We start from the raw sequence: 18,000 nt of genomic DNA on the forward strand, positions 1-18,000 counted from the left end.
TGTCACAGCTTCCCGCCCCGCCCGCCGTCGCGCCGGGGCGGGGCGATCAGCGTCGACAGGTACGGCAGCGGCGTCCCGTCCAGCTCGGCGGCCGGCCGCACCGACTCCTCCGGCAGACCCAGCGCCGACCCCCACACCGCCTCCCCGAGCCGCCCGGTCTCCGCCAGCGCCTCGGCGACCTCGGCGGCCTGCCGCCCGAACTTGTACGCGACCACGGTTCCGGGCCCGGCCAGCGCGTCCTTCAGCACGGCCGACCCCGCGGTGACCGGCACCAGCGTCAGCGGCTCGGTGCCCTCGGTCAGCACGGCACCGGAGCGCGCCGCGAGATCCTGCATGGCGGTGATCCCGGGCACGGTCTCCACCACGACCCCCGGCACCAGCTCGGCGATCGTCTGCGCGAGATAGGTGAACGTCGAGTACACGTTGGGGTCGCCGATGGTGGCGAAGGCGACGGACCCGTGCCGCCGCAGCAGCCCGGCGACCCGCTCGCCCGCCGCGTCCCACGCGGCCTCCCGGCGCGTCCGGTCGGTCCGCTCGTTCAGCGCGAACACCACCCGGACGACCTTGTCCTCGGGCACGTAGTGCAACACGGTCGCCTCGGCCCGGCCCGGCTCGCCGCCGTCCTTTCCGTCGGGCGCGGCCATGACGGGTACGACGACGACCTCGGCGGCCCGCAGGGCGTTGACCCCCTTGACGGTCACCAGCTCCGGATCCCCGGGACCGACCCCGACTCCGACCAGCCTGCTGCTCATGACGTCCGGCACCTCTCGACGAACCGACGGGCGACACCGGGCTCGGACGCCCAGTGCGTGTGCAGATAACTCGCGTGCACGCCCTGCTGTACGAATCCTTCGACCCGCCGTGCGGGAGCCCGCACCCCCCAGGCGGGGGCGGCCCCGGCACCCGGCTCGACGACCGTGCGGTGGAACTCGTGCCCCCGCATCCGCGTCCCGGCGACGGCCAGCACACTGTCCCCGACGGCCACGGCGTCCCGGTAGCCCAGGGTCAGCCGTTCCGTCATTCGCGCGGTGGCGTCCAGCACCCCGCACATGGGCCGCCCGTCCAGCTCGCGGCACAGGTAGAGCAGGCCGGCGCACTCGGCGGCCACCGGGGCGCCGCTCAGGGCCAGTTCGGCGACGGCCTTGCGCAGGGGCTCATTGGCGGACAGCTCACCGGCGTACACCTCGGGGAAACCGCCCCCGATGACCAGCCCGGCCGTTCCCTCGGGCAGTCGCTCGTCCCGCAGCGGATCGAAGGTCACGACCTCGGCACCGGCGGCGGTGAGCAGCTCGGCGTGCTCGGCGTAGGAGAAGGTGAACGCGGACCCGCCGGCGACGGCGACCACCGCACGTTCCCCCGTCGTGGTGACAGGAGGTTCCCACGCGGCGCACGACAGGTCCCCCGCACTCCGAGCCAGCCCCAGCAGAGCGTCGAGGTCGCACCCGCGCTCCACCTGCGCGGCCATCGCCCCGACGGCGTCGACCGCGTCGGAGCGCCGCTCGGCGACCGGCACCAGCCCCAGATGGCGGGACGGCGTGTCCACCTGATCGACCCGCCGCAGCACGCCCAGAACGGGCACCCCCGCCGAGTCCAGGGCCTCCCGCAGCAGCGACTCGTGCCGGTCGGACCCCACCTTGTTCAGAATGACGCCCCCGACCCGGACTTGCGGATCCCAGGAGGCGAACCCGTGCACCAGCGCCGCCACCGACCGCGACTGCGACGACGCGTCCACGACCAGCACCACCGGCGCCCGCAGCAGCTTGGCCACGTGGGCGGTGGACGCGAGTTCGCCCTCGCCCGCCGCCCCGTCGTACAGCCCCATCACGCCCTCGACGACGGCGAGGCCGCAGCCCCGCGCCCCGTGCAGGAACAGCGGGGCGACCAGCCCGGGACCGCACAGGTACGCGTCCAGGTTGCGCCCCGCCCGCCCGGTCGCGAGCGCGTGATACCCGGGGTCGATGTAGTCCGGCCCGACCTTGTGCGGGGACACGGCGAGCCCCCGCGCGGCGAACGCGGCCATCAGCCCCGTGGCGACGGTGGTCTTGCCGCTGCCCGAGGAGGGCGCGGCGACGACCAGCCGAGGCACCGACGACGTCACCACTCGATGCCCTTCTGGCCCTTCTGCCCCGCGTCCATGGGGTGCTTGACCTTGGACATGTCGGTCACGAGGTCGGCGAACTCCACCAGCTTCTCCGGGGCGTTGCGCCCGGTGATCACCACATGCTGGGTACCGGGCCGGTTCCGCAGCACGTCCACGACCTCGTCCGTGTCCACCCACCCCCAGTGCATGGGGTAGGCGAACTCGTCCAGCACGTACAGCCGGTACGTCTCGGCCGCCAGGTCACGCTTGACCTGCTCCCAGCCCTCCCGGGCCTTCTCCTCGTTGTCCATCTGGGCGTCCCGCTGGACCCACGACCAGCCCTCGCCCATCTTGTGCCAGTCGACGGCCCCGCCCTCGCCGGAGGCGCCGAGCACCCGCAGAGCGTTCTCCTCGCCGACCTTCCACTTCGCCGACTTGACGAACTGGAACACCCCGATCGGCCACCCCTGGTTCCAGGCGCGCAGCGCGAGCCCGAACGCGGCGGTGGACTTGCCCTTGCCGACGCCCGTGTGCACCACGACCAGCGGCCGGTTCCGGCGCTGCCGGGTCGTCAGACCGTCGTCCGGCACGGCACTCGGCTGTCCCTGCGGCATTACGCGGCCCTCCTCTGTACGTCCTTCACCAGTCCGGCGATCGCGTCCGCCCGCAACTCGTCGAGCGTCACCGCCGTCCCGCCCAGCTCACCCGCGAGCTGCCCGGCGAGCCCCAGCCGCACCGGCCCCGACTCGCAGTCCACGACGACCGAGGCGACCTGCTCGGCCGCGAACAGCCGGGCCGCACGGCCGGCCAGCGCGACCGGCTCCGGGCCACCGGTGGCCCGCCCGTCCGTCACCACCACGACCAGCGCCCGCCGCGCCGGGTCCCGCAGCCGCTCCACGCGCAGCACCTCGTGCGCCTTGAGCAGCCCGGCCGCCAGCGGCGTACGGCCACCGGTCGGCAGCGACTCCAGCCGGGCCGCCGCCGCGTCCACGGACGAGGTCGGCGGCAGCGCCACCTCCGCGGCGGACCCGCGGAACGTCACCAGCCCCACCTTGTCCCGCCGCTGGTAGGCGTCGAGGAGCAGCGACAGCACGGCACCCTTCACGGCGCTCATCCGCTGCCGCGCCGCCATCGATCCGGAGGCGTCCACCACGAACAGCACCAGGTTGCCCTCGCGCCCCTCCCGGCCGGCCTGCCGCAGATCGTCCCGGCGGATCACCAGCCCCGGCCCGGAGCGGCCGCGCGCCCGCTGGTGCGGGGCGGCGGCCTGCACGGTGGCCGCCAGGTGCAGCTTGGTCAGCGCGCCCCGGGGCCGCCGGGCACCCGTCGTCCGCCCGTGCTCGGTGCGCGCCCGCGACCGCCGCCCGGCGGCGCCCTCGCCGATGCCGGGGACGCTCAGCACCTTGGTGCGGAAGGGCTCGGCGGCCCGCACGGCGGACTGCTCCCGGCCGCCGGACGCCTGCGGCTCGCCGTCCTCACCGGCCTCCGGGCGCGCGGACGTGTCCCCGCCGCCCTGGGGACCGTCGTCGGGCGCCGGCTGCCCGCCGCCCCCACCGGGGCCGTCCGGACCGGGATCGTCGTCGCCCTCGTCCTCCCCGGAGAACTGCTCCAGGGTCTCGTCCAGCTTGTCCTCGTCCAGCCCCGGCGCGTCGAACGGGTTACGGCGCCTGCGGTGCGGCAGCGCGAGCAGCGCGGCCTGCCGCACGTCCTCGGCGAGGACATCGGTCCGCCCGGCCCACGCGGCGAGCGCGGTCGCCGTACGCGCCATCACGATGTCGGCGCGCATGCCGTCCACCTCGAAGGCCGCGCAGGTCGCCGCGATCTGCCTGAGCGCGCCGTCGCCCAGCCGCACCTGCGGCAGCAACTCCCGCGCCGCCACGATCCGTTGCCGTACGGCCGTCTCCTCCCCGGCCCACCGCGCGGCGAAGCCGGCCGGATCGTCGTCGTACGCCAGCCGGCGCCGCACCACCTCGACCCGCTGGTCCGGCTCCCGCGAGGCGGCGACCTCCACGGTCAGCCCGAACCGGTCCAGCAGCTGCGGACGCAGCTCGCCCTCCTCGGGGTTCATGGTGCCGACCAGCAGGAACTTCGAGGCGTGCCGTACGGAGACGCCCTCGCGCTCCACGTACGAGGCGCCCATCGCCGCCGCGTCCAGCAGCAGGTCGACCAGGTGGTCGTGGAGCAGGTTGACCTCGTCGACGTACAGGATCCCGCGGTGCGCGTCGGCCAGCAGGCCCGGCTCGAACGCCTTCACGCCCTCGGCGAGCGCCCGCTCGATGTCCAGGGCGCCGACCAGCCGGTCCTCGGAGGCGCCGACGGGCAGCTCGACCATCCGGGCGGGCCGCCCGGCGCCCGGACCCGGCTCGTGCGGGCCGTCGGGACAGGACGGGTCCGGTGCCGCCGGGTCGCAGGAGAACCGGCAGCCGGGGACCACGGCCACCGCCGGCAGCAGCGCCGACAGGGCGCGTACGGCCGTCGACTTGGCGGTGCCCTTCTCGCCGCGCACCAGCACACCGCCGACCGCCGGGGAGACGGCGTTCAGCAGCAGCGCGAGCCGCAGGTCGTCCTGGCCGACGACGGCCGTGAAGGGGAAGGGGGTGTTCACTGGTCGTCGCCCTCCAAGTCGCCTTCCAGTTCCAGGTAGGTGGCGCGCAGCCGCTCCAGCGTGTCCGCGTCCGGCTCCGCCCACAGGCCGCGGTCGGCGGCCTCCAGGAGCCGCTCGGTGATACCGCGCAGCGCCCACGGGTTGGACTTCTTCATGAAGTCCCGGTTCTCCGGATCGAAGACGTACTCCGCGCTGAGCTTCTCGTACATCCAGTCGTCGACCACGCCCGCCGTGGCGTCGTAGCCGAACAGGTAGTCCACGGTCGCCGCCATCTCGAAGGCGCCCTTGTAGCCGTGCCGGCGCATGGCCGCCATCCAGCGGGGGTTGACCACGCGGGCCCGGAAGACCCGGTGCGTCTCCTCGCCGAGCGTGCGCGTCCTGACCTGGTCGGGCACGGCCGAGTCACCCACGTACGCCTCGGGGTTGGCGCCGGTCAGGTGCCGGACCATGGCGACCATGCCGCCGTGGTACTGGAAGTAGTCGTCGGCGTCGACCAGGTCGTGCTCGCGGGTGTCGACGTTCTTCGCCGCGACCGCGATCCGCCGGAACGCGGTCTCCATGTCGCCGCGCGCCGCCCGCCCGTCGAGCCCGCGCCCGTAGGCGTAGCCGCCCCAGACGGCGTACACCTCGGCCAGGTCCGCGTCGGAGCGCCAGTTGCGGGCGTCGATCAGCGGCAGCAGTCCGGCGCCGTACGCGCCGGGCTTCGAGCCGAAGATCCGGGCCGTGGCGCGGCGCCGGTCGCCGTGCTCGGCGGTGTCCGCGTCGGCGTGCGCCCGCACGAAGTTGCCCTCCGCCGGCTCGTCCAGCTCGGCCACCGCCCGCACCGCGTCGTCGATCAGCCCGACCACGTGCGGGAACGCGTCCCGGAAGAACCCGGAGATACGGACCGTGACGTCGATGCGCGGCCGCCCCAGCTCCTGGAGCGGGACCACCTCGAAGCCGGTGACCCGGCGCGAGGCGTCGTCCCACACCGGACGGCAGCCCAGCAGCGCCAGGATCTCGGCGATGTCGTCGCCCTGGGTGCGCATCGCGGACGTGCCCCACACGGTGAGGCCGACGGACCGCGGGTACTCGCCGGTGTCCTGCAGGTACCGCTGCACGAGCGAGTCGGCCAGCGACTGCCCGACCTCCCAGCTCAGCCGGGACGGAATGGCCTTGGGGTCGACGGAGTAGAAGTTCCGGCCGGTCGGCAGGACGTTCACCAGGCCGCGCGTCGGGGACCCCGACGGGCCGGCCGGGACGTAACCGCCGTCCAGGGCCCGCAGGATGTGCCCGATCTCGTCCGTGGTCCGCGCCAGCCGCGGGACGACCTCGTCGCAGGCGAACTCCAGCACCGCGAGCGCGTCCGGGAGTCCGGTGCCGAGCGCGTCCGACAGGACGGCCGCGGCGGCCGCGCGGTCCCAGGCCCGCTCCTCCATGCCCTCAGCGATCCGCCGGCACAGCTGCTCCAGCAGGTCGATCGCGTCCGAGGCCGTACGCGCCGGCCCCGCCACCAGGTCGGTCAGCTCCACCGGCACCTTCACCGGGGCGCCGGGCTCGCCCAGCAGCTCCTTCTCGTCCAGCCCGAAGTGGGCCGCCAGCGAGGACCGCAGCCCCGGCAGGGCGTTCGCCTGGCCGCCCCAGACCTGGGACGCCCGCAGCACGGCCAGCACCAGGTTCACGCGCGGCTCGCCGACCGGACCGCCGCCCAGGATGTGCAGGCCGTCGCGGATCTGCACGTCCTTGATCTCGCAGAGGTAGCCGTCGATGTGCATGACGAACTCGTCGAACTCGTCGTCGTCCGGCTGCTCGGCCACATGCAGGTCGTGGTGCAGCTCGGCCGCCTTGACCAGGGTCCAGATCTGGGCGCGCACGGCCGGGGCCTTCGTCGGGTCCAGGTCGGAGACGAGCGCGTACTCGTCGAGCAGCTGCTCCAGCTTGGCCAGGTCGCCGTAGGTGTCGGCGCGGGCCATCGGCGGCACCAGGTGGTCGACCACCGTGGCGTGCCCGCGCCGCTTGGCCTGGGTGCCCTCGCCGGGGTCGTTCACGATGAACGGGTAGATCAGCGGCAGGTCGCCGAGGACGGCGTCCGGGGCGCAACCGGCGCTCAGGCCCAGGCCCTTGCCCGGCAGCCACTCCATCGTGCCGTGCTTGCCCATGTGCACGACGGCGTCCGCGCCGAAACTGTTCTCCAGCCAGCGGTAGGCCGCCATGTAGTGGTGCGAGGGCGGCATGTCGGGGTCGTGGTAGATCGCGATCGGGTTCTCGCCGAAGCCGCGCGGCGGCTGGATCATCACGACGACGTTCCCGAACCGCAGGGAGGCGAGCACGATGTCCTCGCCGTCGACGTACAGGCCGCCCGGCGGCTCGCCCCATGCCTCGGTCATCGCGTGCCGCAGCTCCGGGTCGAGCTCGTCGAACCAGGCCCGGTAGTCCGCCAGCGGCACCCGCGCGGACGCGGCGGCCAGCTGGTCCTCGGTGAGCCACTCGACGTCGTGGCCGCCGGCCTCGATCAGCCGGTGGATCAACTCGTCGCCGCCGGACGGGTATTGCGTGAGCGCGTACCCGGCGTCCCGGAGCGCGTCCAGCACCCGCACCGCCGACGCGGGCGTGTCCAGGCCGACCGCGTTGCCGACCCGGGAGTGCTTCGTCGGGTACGCGGTGAAGACCAGCGCGACCCGTTTCTCGGCGTTCGGCTTGTGCTTCAGCCGGGCGTGCCCGAGGGCGATCCCGGCCACCCGCGCGGCCCGCTCCGGATCGGCCACGTACACCGGGACCTCGTCCGGGCCCTGCTCCTTGAAGGAGAACGGCACGGTGATCAGCCGGCCGTCGAACTCCGGGATCGCGACCTGCATCGCCGCGTCCATGGGGGAGAGGGCGGCGTCCGACTCCTCCCAGGCGGCCCGTGAGGAGGTGAGACAGAGCCCCTGCAGCACCGGGACGTTCAGGTCGGCCAGCGCGCCGATGTCCCAGGACTCCTCGTCACCGCCCGCCGAGGCCTGCGAGGCGTGGGTGCCGCCGGCCGCGAGCACGGTGGCGACCAGCACGTCGGCCTTCCCCAGCAGCTCGTACAGCCCGGCGTCCGCGCCGCGCAGCGAACCGCAGTACACGGGCAGGGCGTTGGCGCCCTTCGCCTCGACCGCCGCGCACAGGGTGTCCACGAACGCGGTGTTGCCGCTCAGCTCGTGCGCCCGGTAGAAGAGCACGCCCACGGTCGGCCGGCCGTCCCGGACCTCGTACGAGCCGTGGACGCCGAACTCCGGCATCTTCCGCGGCTCCTCGAACCCCTCGCCGGTCAGCAGCACGGTGTCCGACAGGAACCGGGACAGCTCCAGCAGGTTGGCGGGACCGCCCTCGACCAGGTACTTCAGCGCCTCCGCCACCACACCGGCCGGCACGGACGACTCGGCCATCAGCTCGGCGTCCGGCACGGCCTCGCCGCCCAGCAGCACGGTGGGGATCCCGGCGGCCTTCAGCGCGGCCAGCCCCTCCTCCCAGGCGCGCTTGCCGCCCAGCAGCCGTACGACGGCGAGGTCCGCGCCGTCGAGCAGGCCCGGCAGCTCCCCGGCGACGTCCACCCGGGTCGGGTTGCCGATCCGGTAGTCCGCGCCGGAGGCCCGGGCCGCCAGCAGATCCGTGTCGGCGGTCGACAACAACAACACTGTGCTCATGCGGGCGCTCCCGGTGGGATGAAAGGCAGTCCTTGCGGCGCGCCCGACTCGATGAGCCGCCAGAGCGCGTCCGTGTCCGCGTGCTGTTCGATCAGGTCGCCGAGCCGGTCGAGCTGCTCCTCGCGCAGCGCGGCGAAGGAGGTGTCCGGCGCGGGCACGAAGCGGCGGCCCGCGGCGGCGGCCACCTCGCGCAGGAAGGCCCGCCGGAAGCCGTCCGACTCCAGCGAACCGTGCCAGTGGGTGCCCCAGGTCTGGCCCACCCGGCAGCCGTCCAGGCTGTGTCCTTTGTCATCGGAGATGAACCCGTCGCCGCCCGTCACTTCGGCGACCCCGTGGTGGATCTCGTACCCCTCGACCGGCTCGCCGAGGGCCTCGCCCACCGGCCGGGTGAGGGTCTTCTCACGGGCGAACCGCACCCGCACGGGCAGCACCCCGAGCCCGTCGACCGCGCCGGCGCGGGACTCGACCTCGTCCTCGATGTGCTCGCCGAGGATCTGGAAACCACCGCAGATGCCGAGGACCGGCCGCCCTTCGGCGGCCCGCCGCACGAGCGCGTCGGCGAGGCCCCGCTCGCGCAGCCACTGGAGCGCCCGTACGGTGCCGCGGGTGCCCGGTACGACGGCCAGGTCGGCGTCCGCCAGCTCCTCCGGGCGGTCCACGAACCGCACCACGACCCCGGGTTCGGCGGCCAGCGCGTCCACGTCGGTGAAGTTGGACATCAGCGGGATCGCGCACACGGCCACCCGCAGCACGTCCGCGCCGACCGGGGGAGCCACGGTGGACTCGCGGACCGTGCCGCGCAGCGAGACACGCAGCCCGTCCTCCTCGTCGATGCCGAGGCCGTGCCGGAACGGCAGGACGCCGTAGGCGCGCCGCCCGGTGAGGCCGTGCAGCATCTCCAGGCCCGGCTCCAGCAGGGAGACGTCGCCGCGGAACTTGTTCACCAGGAATCCGGCGATCAGCTCCTGGTCCTCGGGGGAGAGCAGGGCGACCGTGCCGAAGAAGGACGCGAAGACGCCCCCGCGGTCGATGTCCCCCACCACCAGCACGGGCAGCCGCGCGTTCCGCGCGATCCCCATGTTCACGATGTCCGTCCGGCGCAGATTGATCTCCGCCGGCGAGCCCGCCCCCTCACAGATCACCGCGTCATACGTGCCCCGCAACTCGGCCAGGCAGTCCAGCACCGTGCTCAGCAGCCGCTGTTGGCCCCCGCCGTGGTAACCACGCGCGCTCATCTCGCCCACCGGCCTGCCCAGCAGCACCACCTGGCTGCTCTGCTCGCCGCCCGGCTTGAGCAGCACCGGGTTCATCAGCGCGGTCGGCTCGATCCGGCACGCCTGGGCCTGCATGGCCTGGGCCCGCCCGATCTCCGCGCCCTCCCGGGTCACGAAGGAGTTCAGCGACATGTTCTGCGCCTTGAACGGCGCGACCTTCACGCCCTGGCGCACCAGCCACCGGCAGATCCCGGCCGTCACGACGCTCTTGCCGGCGTCGGAGGTGGTGCCGGCGACGAGGAGACCCCCGTTCACTTCCCACGTCCCTTCACGAGTCGGCGCGCGGCGACGGTGACGCCGAGCGCGAGCAGGCCGACGCGGCGGGAGAGCCGTACGGCCCGGTCGATGTCGGTGGCCCGGACGGCGCGTCCGGCCGCCCCGCCCAGGACCGGGCGGTGCTCGACCCGGCCGCCGTACGACAACGTGCCGCCCAGCCGCACCCCGAGCGCCCCCGCGAACGACGCCTCGACGGGCCCGGCGTTGGGGCTCGGGTGCCGGGCCGCGTCGTCCCGCCAGGCCCGCACGGCACCGCGCGGATCGGGACCGGCGAGGACGGCGAGCACGGCGGTCAGCCGGGCCCCCGGCCAGCCGGCGACGTCGTCCAGGCGCGCGGAGGCCCAGCCGTAGCGCCGGTGGCGGGGCGACTTGTGACCGACCATCGCGTCCAGGGTGTTGACGGCGCGGAACCCGAGCAGCCCGGGCACCCCCGCCACGGCACCCCACACCAGGGCGCCCACGACGGCGTCGGAGGTGTTCTCGGCGACGGACTCGACCACGGCCCGGGCGATGCCGTCGGCGTCCAGTGCCTGCGGGTCCCGGCCGCACAGGTGCGGCAGCCGGGCCCGGGCGGCCTCGACGTCCCCGGCCTCCAGGGCGCGGCCGATCGTGCGGGCCTCGCGGGCCAGCGAGGTGCCGCCGACGACGGCCCAGGTGGCCGCGGCGGTCAGCGCGGCGGAGGCGGCGGGGGAGGGGCGTACGACGCGTGCGGCCACCGCGCCGAGGGCGACGGCGCCACCGGCGCACACGGCGGTGTGCAGCGCACCCCAGCCGCGGTGGTCGTGCCACAACGCGCGTTCCACGGCCGCGGCCGCCCGTCCGAACACGGCCACCGGATGCCCGCGGCGCGGATCGCCGAGGAGCAGGTCACCGAGAAGGCCGGCGGCGGCGCCGTACGCGTAGGAGCGATCGGCACCCATCGGCTCAGCCGGCCGTGGGAACAGGAACGTGCCTGGTGGTGGTCCTCGAACGGCAGCCGAGCATGGCGATACAGGTCCTCACTCAGGGTGTCCGCGCCCTGGTTCGACGAGATTCGGCGGTGAGAGTTCCTGGCTCCCGGGGGGTTCTTCCCCGGTGACAGTGGCGGGACCGCGCCGGATTCGCACCGGCTTCCTCTTCTGCCGCCGTACATGGCGTGGGCAGTCCACCACGCCCCCGGAAGGGTCGTCAACTTGCCGTTGACCTGGACGGGGAGAGTGTGCCGATCCCCACACAGTGGGGCTCCCGGGGCCCTTGGGCATGGCAAAGGCTCCCCTCCGCGGCGACGGAGGGGAGCCTTGGTGATTCCGGATCAGGCCTTGGCCACGATCAGGTACATGCCGTACGCCACCGCAGCCGCGCAGGCCGCGAAGCAGACGTAGGCGCCGGTGACGGCGAGGGCGGCGGAGTCGCCCTGGGCGGCGGCCTTCTCACGCCTCGCCAGACCGTTGATGCCGAGGGTGAACAGCGCCACCAGGCCCACCGTGAAGGCGAGGCTGACGCCGAAGACGGAGCCGAGGGCCGCCCAGTCGATCTTCATGGGGATGCTTCCTTCAGTAACCGGGGTGACCGGGGTCATACGGTGGCGGCCGGCGGGACGGCCGGGGCCGCGGGCTCGGCGGGGGCCGGAGCCGCGATCGTGGCCTTCAGGTCCTCGGTGATCTGGCCCGCGGGGGGCGGGGTCACCGCGGCGATGGCGGTGGTCACCACGCCGGCCGGCTCCTCGGAGCCGGCGACGACGTTGGTGTGGTCGACGACCTCGCGCCGGGAGATCTTCCAGATCGCGGCGCTCGCGGCGACCAGGAAGACGGCGACGACGGCGGTGCCCCAGTCACCGAGGTCGGTGACCGACTCGGCGCCCGCGCCGACCAGCGCGGCGGCCGGGAGGGTGAGCACCCAGGCGACGGCCATGCGGGTCGCGGTGGACCAGCGGACCACCCCGCCCTTGCGGCCGAGGCCCGCGCCCATCACCGAGCCGGAGACGACGTGCGTGGTGGAGAGGGAGAAGCCGAGGTGGGAGGAGGCGAGGATGGCGGTCGCGGCGCTGGTCTGGGCGGCGAAGCCCTGGCGCGGCTCCAGCTCGGTCAGGCCCGTGCCCATCGTGCGGATGATGCGCCAGCCGCCGATGTAGGTGCCGAGCGCGATGGCCAGGCCGGCGGAGAGGATCACCCAGGTGGGAGGGTTGGAGCCCGGGGCGATGGCGCCGCCCGCGATCAGCGCGAGGGTGATGATGCCCATCGTCTTCTGGGCGTCGTTGGTGCCGTGGGCCAGGGAGACCAGTCCGGCGGAGGCGATCTGGCCGGCGCGGTAGCCCTTGCGGGTGGCCTCGCCCTCGGCCTTGCCGCCGATGCCGTAGGAGAAGCGGGTGGCCAGCATCGAGGCGACGCCCGCCACGACCGGCGCGGCGACCGCCGGCAGCAGCACCTTGGTGACCAGCACGTCGCCGTGCACGGCACCGAAGCCGGCCGAGGCGACGGTGGCGCCGATCAGACCGCCCATCAGGGCGTGCGAGGAGCTGGAGGGCAGGCCCACCAGCCAGGTCAGCAGGTTCCAGAGGATCGCGCCGACCAGGGCGGCGAAGATGACCTCGGGACGGATGCCGGTCTCGTCGACGAGACCCTTGGAGATCGTGTTGGCGACCTCCACGGAGAGGAAGGCGCCCACCAGATTGAGAGCGGCGGACATGACCACCGCGATCTTGGGCTTCAGGGCGCCCGTCGAGATGGTGGTGGCCATCGCGTTGGCGGTGTCGTGGAAACCGTTCGTGAAATCAAACGCGAGTGCGGTTACCACCACAATCGCGAGGATCAGCGAGAAGCTTTCCATTTACCCAGGCAATCGTTCGAGGTCGTTGGCTGGTTGAACGTAGGCAACCTGGGTGAACGGAAGATGAACTGGGACGGGCATCGTGGTGTCGGCAACGCGTGGGTGAGGTTCCGCTTGTCCCGGGCGGCCCAAGCGCCCCTTGGGTTACCGGCCGCGCGCGAAGGCGCGCAGCCGGCTCGCCGACCCGCGGAAGAGATTCTGGTCACCCGGCAGGCCGCCGTCGGTGTCGTACTGCCAGAACGTCCAGTGCCGCCAGCCGCCGGGCAGCTTCCCCGGCCGCGAGGTGCCGTGCCGGGCGATCCACAGGGGGTGGGTCGTGGCGAAGGCGTGGCTGTCGCCGGTGCACAGCCGCCACCACCGGGTCGACGTGTAGATCACCGGGCGGCGGCCGGTCTCCCGCTCGACCTCGTCGCTGAAGGAGCGGATCCAGCGGACCATCCTGCCCTGGCCCAGCCCGTAGCACTTGAGCTCCCGGCTGTACGGGTTGTCCTCGATGTCGAGCGCGGGCGGCAGGGTCCAGCCGTCCGCCCGCCAGTCGCCGCCGTGCCGCACGAAGTAGGCGGCCTGCCGGGCGCCCGAGGAGCGGTCCGGAAGCGCGAAGTGGTACGCGCCCCGGATCAGGCCGGCCTCGCGCGCGCCGGCGTACTGCCGGGGGAAGTAGGGATTGGTGTAGTCCGTGGACTCGGTCGCCTTGACGTAGACGAACCGTGCTCCCTCGGTGCGCGCCGCCGGCCAGTCGACGTGCTTCTGGTGGGACGACACGTCGGGCCCCCGGGGCGGGCGTGCGGCCCGGGCCGGCAGGTCGGTCCGGGCGGGCAGGTCGGTCCGGACGGGCAGGCCGGCCCGGTCGGTGCCGGGGCCGGCCGGGGCGGTCGCGGTGCCGGGCCGGTCCGTCGCGCTGCCGGTGCGGGCGGTCGCGGTGCCGGTCTGGAGGGTCGCGGTGCCGGTCAGGGCCAGCGCCGCCGTGGCCGCGGCGAGGACACCGGCGCGGCGACGGGCGAAGGTGCGTACACGGGCCATGGGTCTCCCCGGGGTGACGGACGGCGGCGCGGTCGGCGGGCAAGAGGGACCATTGAAGGTCCGGCGATCACCGGATCGACGCAGACGCGTGGTGATTCGCCCGACATCCGCCCGTTCGGGGGCACCGCTTCCGGCCCGATGCGCAGGACCGGCCCGCCCCCGCACCCGCCGGCTGGCAGGATCGCGGGCATGGCTGAACAACGGTGGGACGGGGACGCGGAGCACGCACGCGTCTGGGCGGACGTGGTCGCGACGGCGCGCCGTACGGTCGCCGACGGACTGGTCGTCGGCACCTCGGGCAACGTCTCCGCGCGCGTCGGGGACCTCGTGCTCGTCACCCCGTCGGGCGTCCCCTACGACCGGCTCACCCCCGGCGACCTCACCGGCGTCGACCTCGACGGACGCCAGGTGCTCGGCACGCTGGTGCCGACCAGCGAGCTGCCCATGCACCTCGCCGTCTACCGCACCACCGACGCCCGCGCGGTCGTCCACACCCACGCCGTGCACGCGACCGCGGTCTCCACGCTCGTGCCGGAGCTTCCGCTGGTCCACTACATGGCGGCGGCCCTCGGCGGTCCCGTACGGGTCGCCCCCTACGCGACCTACGGCAGTGACGAGCTGGCCGGGAACATGCTCCGCGCCCTCACCGGCCGCTCCGCCTGCCTCCTGCAGAACCACGGCACGATCACCTACGGCGCCGGCCTCGACCAGGCCTACGACCGCACCGCCCAGCTGGAGTGGATGTGCCGCCTGTGGCTGACGGCGTCCTCCGTGCCCGGTCTGAACCCGTCCCTGCTGACCGAGGCACAACTGGCCGAGGTCGGGGAACGCTTGAAGGGGTACGGCCAACGGAGGTGACCCCTTGCTGCCCAGTCCCGCGCCCCGCCCCCTTGCCGCCCGGCTCGCTTCGGCCCGCCGCTCCTTCCTGAGCAGACTGCCCGCGGTCCGCCGCGACGGCGCCCCGCCACGAGGCGCCCGGCCGGCGCAGCCGCACCGTCTCGCACCCCCGCCCCGGTCGCCCCGCCCCGCCCTTCCGCTGGCCGGTGGCGGGAACCACCAGGACACTGGACCCGTGCGCACCGTCAAAGCGACCGCCACCGCGCTCACCGCGGTTCTCGCCGCCGGTGTGGCGTCCGTGGCCGCCGGCCGGCTCGCCAGCGACGCCGCGCTGAAGGCGCCCGCCGGCCGGCCACTGCCCACCGAGCCCCGTCTCACCGTGCACGGCACGGACGCCGACCGGATCACGCTCACCCGCGATCTGGCCTCCCTGCGCCCCGGCAGCTACGGCCTCGCCGGGGACGGCTCCCACGCGGTCGTCGGCTCCGTCCTGGAGACGGCCCCGCACACGGCCGACACCGTCGTGCGCCGCCTGGTACGCGTCACGCACGGCAGCTTCGCCCCGGGCGACGCGGCCTGGCTCACCCCCAACCTGTTCGTCGGCAACCCGGGCACCGCCCTCGGCCTCGAGCACGCCGACGTCGACGTGCCCGGCGAGCTGGGCGCCCTGCCCGCCTGGTTCGTGCCCGGTCACCGGGACACCTGGGTGATCGCGGTGCACGGGCTCGGCACCACCCGCGAACACGCGCTGAACGTCCTCGCCTTCCTGCACGGCCGCCGCCTGCCGGTGCTCGCCCTCGCCTACCGCGGCGACCTCGGCGCGCCCCGACCGCCGGACGGGCTGAACCACCTCGGCGAGACCGAGTGGCGGGACGTGGACGCCGCGATCCGCTACGCCGTCCGCTACGGCGCCCGCCGCGTCGTCCTGCTCGGCTGGTCCACCGGCGCCACCATGGCCCTGCGCGCCGCCGAGCACTCGCCGGTGCGCGACCGCATCAGCGGCCTGGTCCTCGACTCGCCCGTGCTCAGCTGGGAGGCCACGCTGCGCGCCCTCGCCCAGGCCCGCCACACCCCGCAACCCCTGCTGCCGCTCGCGGTGCGGGCCGCCCAGGGCCGGGCCGGGCTGCACCCCGACCGGGTCGCCGAGGCCGCCGACCCGGACGAGCTCGCCGTACCCACCCTGATCATCCACGGCCCCGACGACCGGGTGGCCCCGTGGGAGTCCTCCCGCCGGCTCGCCCGCCGCCGTCCCGACCTCGTCGCCCTGCACACGGTGGACCACGCCCCGCACGGGGCCATGTGGAACGCGGACCCCAAGGAGTACGAGGAGCGGCTGCGCCGCTTCCTGACCCCGCTGATGTGAGGGGGCGCCGACCGGACCGCGGGGCGCCCCGGCGCGGGGCGCCCGCCGGGGCGGTGCCGGGCATTCCGTTTAAGGCTGGACCGCTGGCTCGATCACGCCTCCTCACCCCGCACCGGACACCGTCCCTTGGCCAGCCCCGTCGCCCCCCGTGACATTCCGTTTGGGTTTTCGGACCGTCAACCGGAAGACTGCACCCGTGACGTCCCGTATCCCGCGCGACTCCAGGCTCCGACTCGTCCGACCGCGACCCCTGGCCGCCGCCCCCAGAGCTGTGAACCAGCGGCGTCCCCGCCGCCCCGCACCCCGGCCGCCGGAGGGCACCCCCGCCCCGGCCGAACTGGCCGGAATGGCACGCACCGGCCTGGCCGGCGCGGTCCGCGTCGCCCGCTGGGCCGATGCCGCTCTCGGCCCCGGCCGCGACGGCGCCACCGCCGACGGCAAGGCCACCCTCTCCACGGAGACCGCCGAACGCGCCGCCGCCGACCTCGGGCTGAGCAGCGCTCAGGTCCGCGCCGACTGGGACACCGCCCGCCTCGCCGGACTGGTCGAGGTGCACGGCGACAGCGCGCGCCCCGGCTGGCGCCTGCGTGCCTGGGACCGTGACGACAGTGCCGTCCTGCGCGGCTGGGTCGCCCTCTTCGACGCCTGGTCGCTCGCCTTCCACGAGCCCGACGAGCCCGAGGCCGCCGCCGTCGCCGAGGTCGTCTCGGCCATGCCCCAGGTGCTCTCCTTCCTCCAGCTCTCCGCCGGCCCCGTCCCGGTCGAGCAGCTGCTGGACCTGCTCCAGCAGCGGGTCACCGAACTGCGCACCGAGCGCTGCGAGGTCCCCTACGGGCCCGGCACCGAGCAGCCCGCCGGCTCCCCGGCCCCGGCGGAGCCCGCCCCGGACACCCCGCTGGCCCCCCTCCTCGACTGGGCACTGCGCGCCCTCGCCTCCGTCGGCGCCCTCACCTACGACGACGCCCAGGCCACCCTCACCCCGCTCGGCAGCTGGGCGGTGTGGGTCAAACTGGAGCAGATCTGCGTCGCCGCGCAGAGCCCCGCAGGCAACATCGAGCAGTCCGCCGAGGACATGCTGCGCGGCTGCGCCCAGCTCCGCCCCAACGCCGCCCGCGCCGAGTACCGCGCCTGGCTCGCCGCCCGCCCCGTCGGCAGCGCCGTCACCGAGCTGATCCACGCCGCCCGCGGCGAGGACGCCCTGCTGCGCGGCCTGGCCTTCGAGGCGCTGCGCGTCGTCGGCGCCCCCGCCGAGCCCGACGTACGCGCCGTCGTCTCCGAGCCCGCCCTGCGGCCCTACGCCCTGCTGTGGATCGCCGAGCACGACGGCGTCGACCCGGAGGACGCCCACGAGGTCCTCACCCGCGACGAGGCGACCTGGCTGTGGGTGGACACGGCCGCCGCCGTCGCCGACCACGGCGAGGCGCCGATGCTGGTCCGGCATCTGGAGGCCGCGGTGCAGGCCACCGTCCCCCAGCTGCTCGACGAGGTCCGCGCCGTCGGCCACCCGCGCACCGTGCAGGTGCTGGTCGCGCTCGCCGCCGCACACCCCGACCCGGCCCTCGCCAAGGCCGTGCGCCGGGCCGCCTTCCAGGTGCACACCGGGGGATGAGCGGCGCCGGGGCGGATCAGACACCGACCTCCGGGGCGTACGTCCCGAAGCTCCAGATGTTGCCCTCGACGTCCCGTGCCAGGTAGTCCCGCGAGCCGTAGTCCTGGTCCGTCGGCGGCATGAGGATCTCCACACCGTGCTCCACGGCCCGCTGGTGGTGGGCGTCCACGTCGTCCACGACGACGTACACCCCGGTGGGCCCGGCGTCCTTCATCAGGGTGTCGAAGCGGCCGCCACGGCCCTTGGAGCCGATCATCACCGCGCCGTTGCCCTGGACCAGCTCGGCGTGCATCACCTTGCCGTCCTCCGTCTCGTACAGCGACAGCTCGGTGAAGCCGAGCCCCTCGGTGAGCTGCCGTATCGCCGCCTTCGCGTCCGTGTACAGCAGCGTGGGGTAGAGACTCGGCCGTCCGGCGCCCGTGCCTGCCATGCCGATCACTCCTTCGTGCGTCGGTGCTGTGGCGTTCCGCTCAGTCTCGCA

At 74.5% G+C, this 18,000-nt stretch carries 14 protein-coding genes and 1 riboswitch; of the genes, 3 read left to right on the plus strand and 11 right to left on the minus strand.

Annotation, left to right across the window (positions count from 1 at the left end):
• Positions 1-2: 2 nt before the first annotated feature.
• The 10 genes from cobI to AB0N17_RS23930 all read right to left on the minus strand — a co-directional run bounded on the left by cobI (position 3) and on the right by AB0N17_RS23930 (position 13,710).
• Positions 3-752: a precorrin-2 C(20)-methyltransferase gene (cobI, locus tag AB0N17_RS23885; RefSeq protein WP_366013472.1), complete on the minus strand. Its 750-nt coding sequence runs from the start codon at positions 750-752 to the stop codon at positions 3-5.
• A complete protein-coding gene (locus tag AB0N17_RS23890; RefSeq protein WP_366013473.1) occupies positions 749-2,098 on the minus strand; it encodes a cobyrinate a,c-diamide synthase in 1,350 nt (449 codons plus the stop codon). Before AB0N17_RS23890 ends, cobI begins: the two co-directional genes overlap by 4 nt.
• On the minus strand, positions 2,095-2,694 hold the full coding sequence (gene cobO, locus AB0N17_RS23895) for a cob(I)yrinic acid a,c-diamide adenosyltransferase (protein WP_366013474.1): 600 nt from the start codon (positions 2,692-2,694) through the stop codon (positions 2,095-2,097). Before cobO ends, AB0N17_RS23890 begins: the two co-directional genes overlap by 4 nt.
• Entirely contained in the window at positions 2,694-4,685 is a 1,992-nt protein-coding gene (locus AB0N17_RS23900; protein WP_366013475.1) for a putative cobaltochelatase, read from the minus strand. Before AB0N17_RS23900 ends, cobO begins: the two co-directional genes overlap by 1 nt.
• Entirely contained in the window at positions 4,682-8,335 is a 3,654-nt protein-coding gene (gene cobN / locus AB0N17_RS23905) for a cobaltochelatase subunit CobN (RefSeq protein ID WP_366013476.1), read from the minus strand. The genes AB0N17_RS23900 and cobN overlap by 4 nt, the downstream gene beginning before the upstream one ends.
• Positions 8,332-9,864 (minus strand): cobyric acid synthase, encoded by a 1,533-nt coding sequence (locus tag AB0N17_RS23910; protein ID WP_366013477.1) that lies wholly within the window; start codon positions 9,862-9,864, stop codon positions 8,332-8,334. Before AB0N17_RS23910 ends, cobN begins: the two co-directional genes overlap by 4 nt.
• Positions 9,861-10,805, minus strand: a complete 945-nt coding sequence (locus AB0N17_RS23915; RefSeq protein ID WP_366013478.1) for a cobalamin biosynthesis protein — start codon at positions 10,803-10,805, stop codon at positions 9,861-9,863. Before AB0N17_RS23915 ends, AB0N17_RS23910 begins: the two co-directional genes overlap by 4 nt.
• Positions 10,806-10,905: 100 nt before the next feature.
• Positions 10,906-11,049, minus strand: a riboswitch (cobalamin riboswitch).
• Between the two features lie 127 nt (positions 11,050-11,176).
• Complete coding sequence (locus tag AB0N17_RS23920; RefSeq protein WP_366013479.1) at positions 11,177-11,404, minus strand: hypothetical protein; 228 nt, start codon at positions 11,402-11,404, stop codon at positions 11,177-11,179.
• Between the two features lie 35 nt (positions 11,405-11,439).
• Positions 11,440-12,690, minus strand: coding sequence for an inorganic phosphate transporter (locus AB0N17_RS23925; RefSeq protein ID WP_366013480.1), 1,251 nt, complete (start codon positions 12,688-12,690; stop codon positions 11,440-11,442).
• Between the two features lie 144 nt (positions 12,691-12,834).
• Complete coding sequence (locus AB0N17_RS23930) at positions 12,835-13,710, minus strand: lysozyme (protein ID WP_366013481.1); 876 nt, start codon at positions 13,708-13,710, stop codon at positions 12,835-12,837.
• 189 nt (positions 13,711-13,899) lie between these two features.
• On the opposite strand from AB0N17_RS23930, the gene AB0N17_RS23935 reads away from it, so the two are divergent.
• From AB0N17_RS23935 to AB0N17_RS23945, 3 genes are all read left to right on the plus strand, one after another.
• Positions 13,900-14,568 carry a class II aldolase/adducin family protein gene (locus AB0N17_RS23935; protein WP_366013482.1) on the plus strand — a complete coding sequence of 223 codons (669 nt, stop codon included), beginning with the start codon at positions 13,900-13,902 and terminating at the stop codon, positions 14,566-14,568.
• Positions 14,569-14,782: 214 nt separating this feature from the next.
• A complete protein-coding gene (locus tag AB0N17_RS23940; RefSeq protein ID WP_366013483.1) occupies positions 14,783-15,910 on the plus strand; it encodes an alpha/beta fold hydrolase in 1,128 nt (375 codons plus the stop codon).
• Positions 15,911-16,256: 346 nt separating this feature from the next.
• Complete coding sequence (locus AB0N17_RS23945; protein ID WP_366013484.1) at positions 16,257-17,519, plus strand: hypothetical protein; 1,263 nt, start codon at positions 16,257-16,259, stop codon at positions 17,517-17,519.
• A gap of 16 nt (positions 17,520-17,535) precedes the next feature.
• Here the strand turns inward: AB0N17_RS23945 and AB0N17_RS23950 are convergent, their stop codons facing one another.
• Positions 17,536-17,949 carry a VOC family protein gene (locus tag AB0N17_RS23950; protein ID WP_366013485.1) on the minus strand — a complete coding sequence of 138 codons (414 nt, stop codon included), beginning with the start codon at positions 17,947-17,949 and terminating at the stop codon, positions 17,536-17,538.
• Between the last annotated feature and the right edge of the window lie 51 nt (positions 17,950-18,000).

Origin of the sequence: Streptomyces sp. NPDC051133 (assembly GCF_040682635.1) — a bacterium.
Taxonomy (GTDB): Bacteria; Actinomycetota; Actinomycetes; order Streptomycetales; family Streptomycetaceae; genus Streptomyces.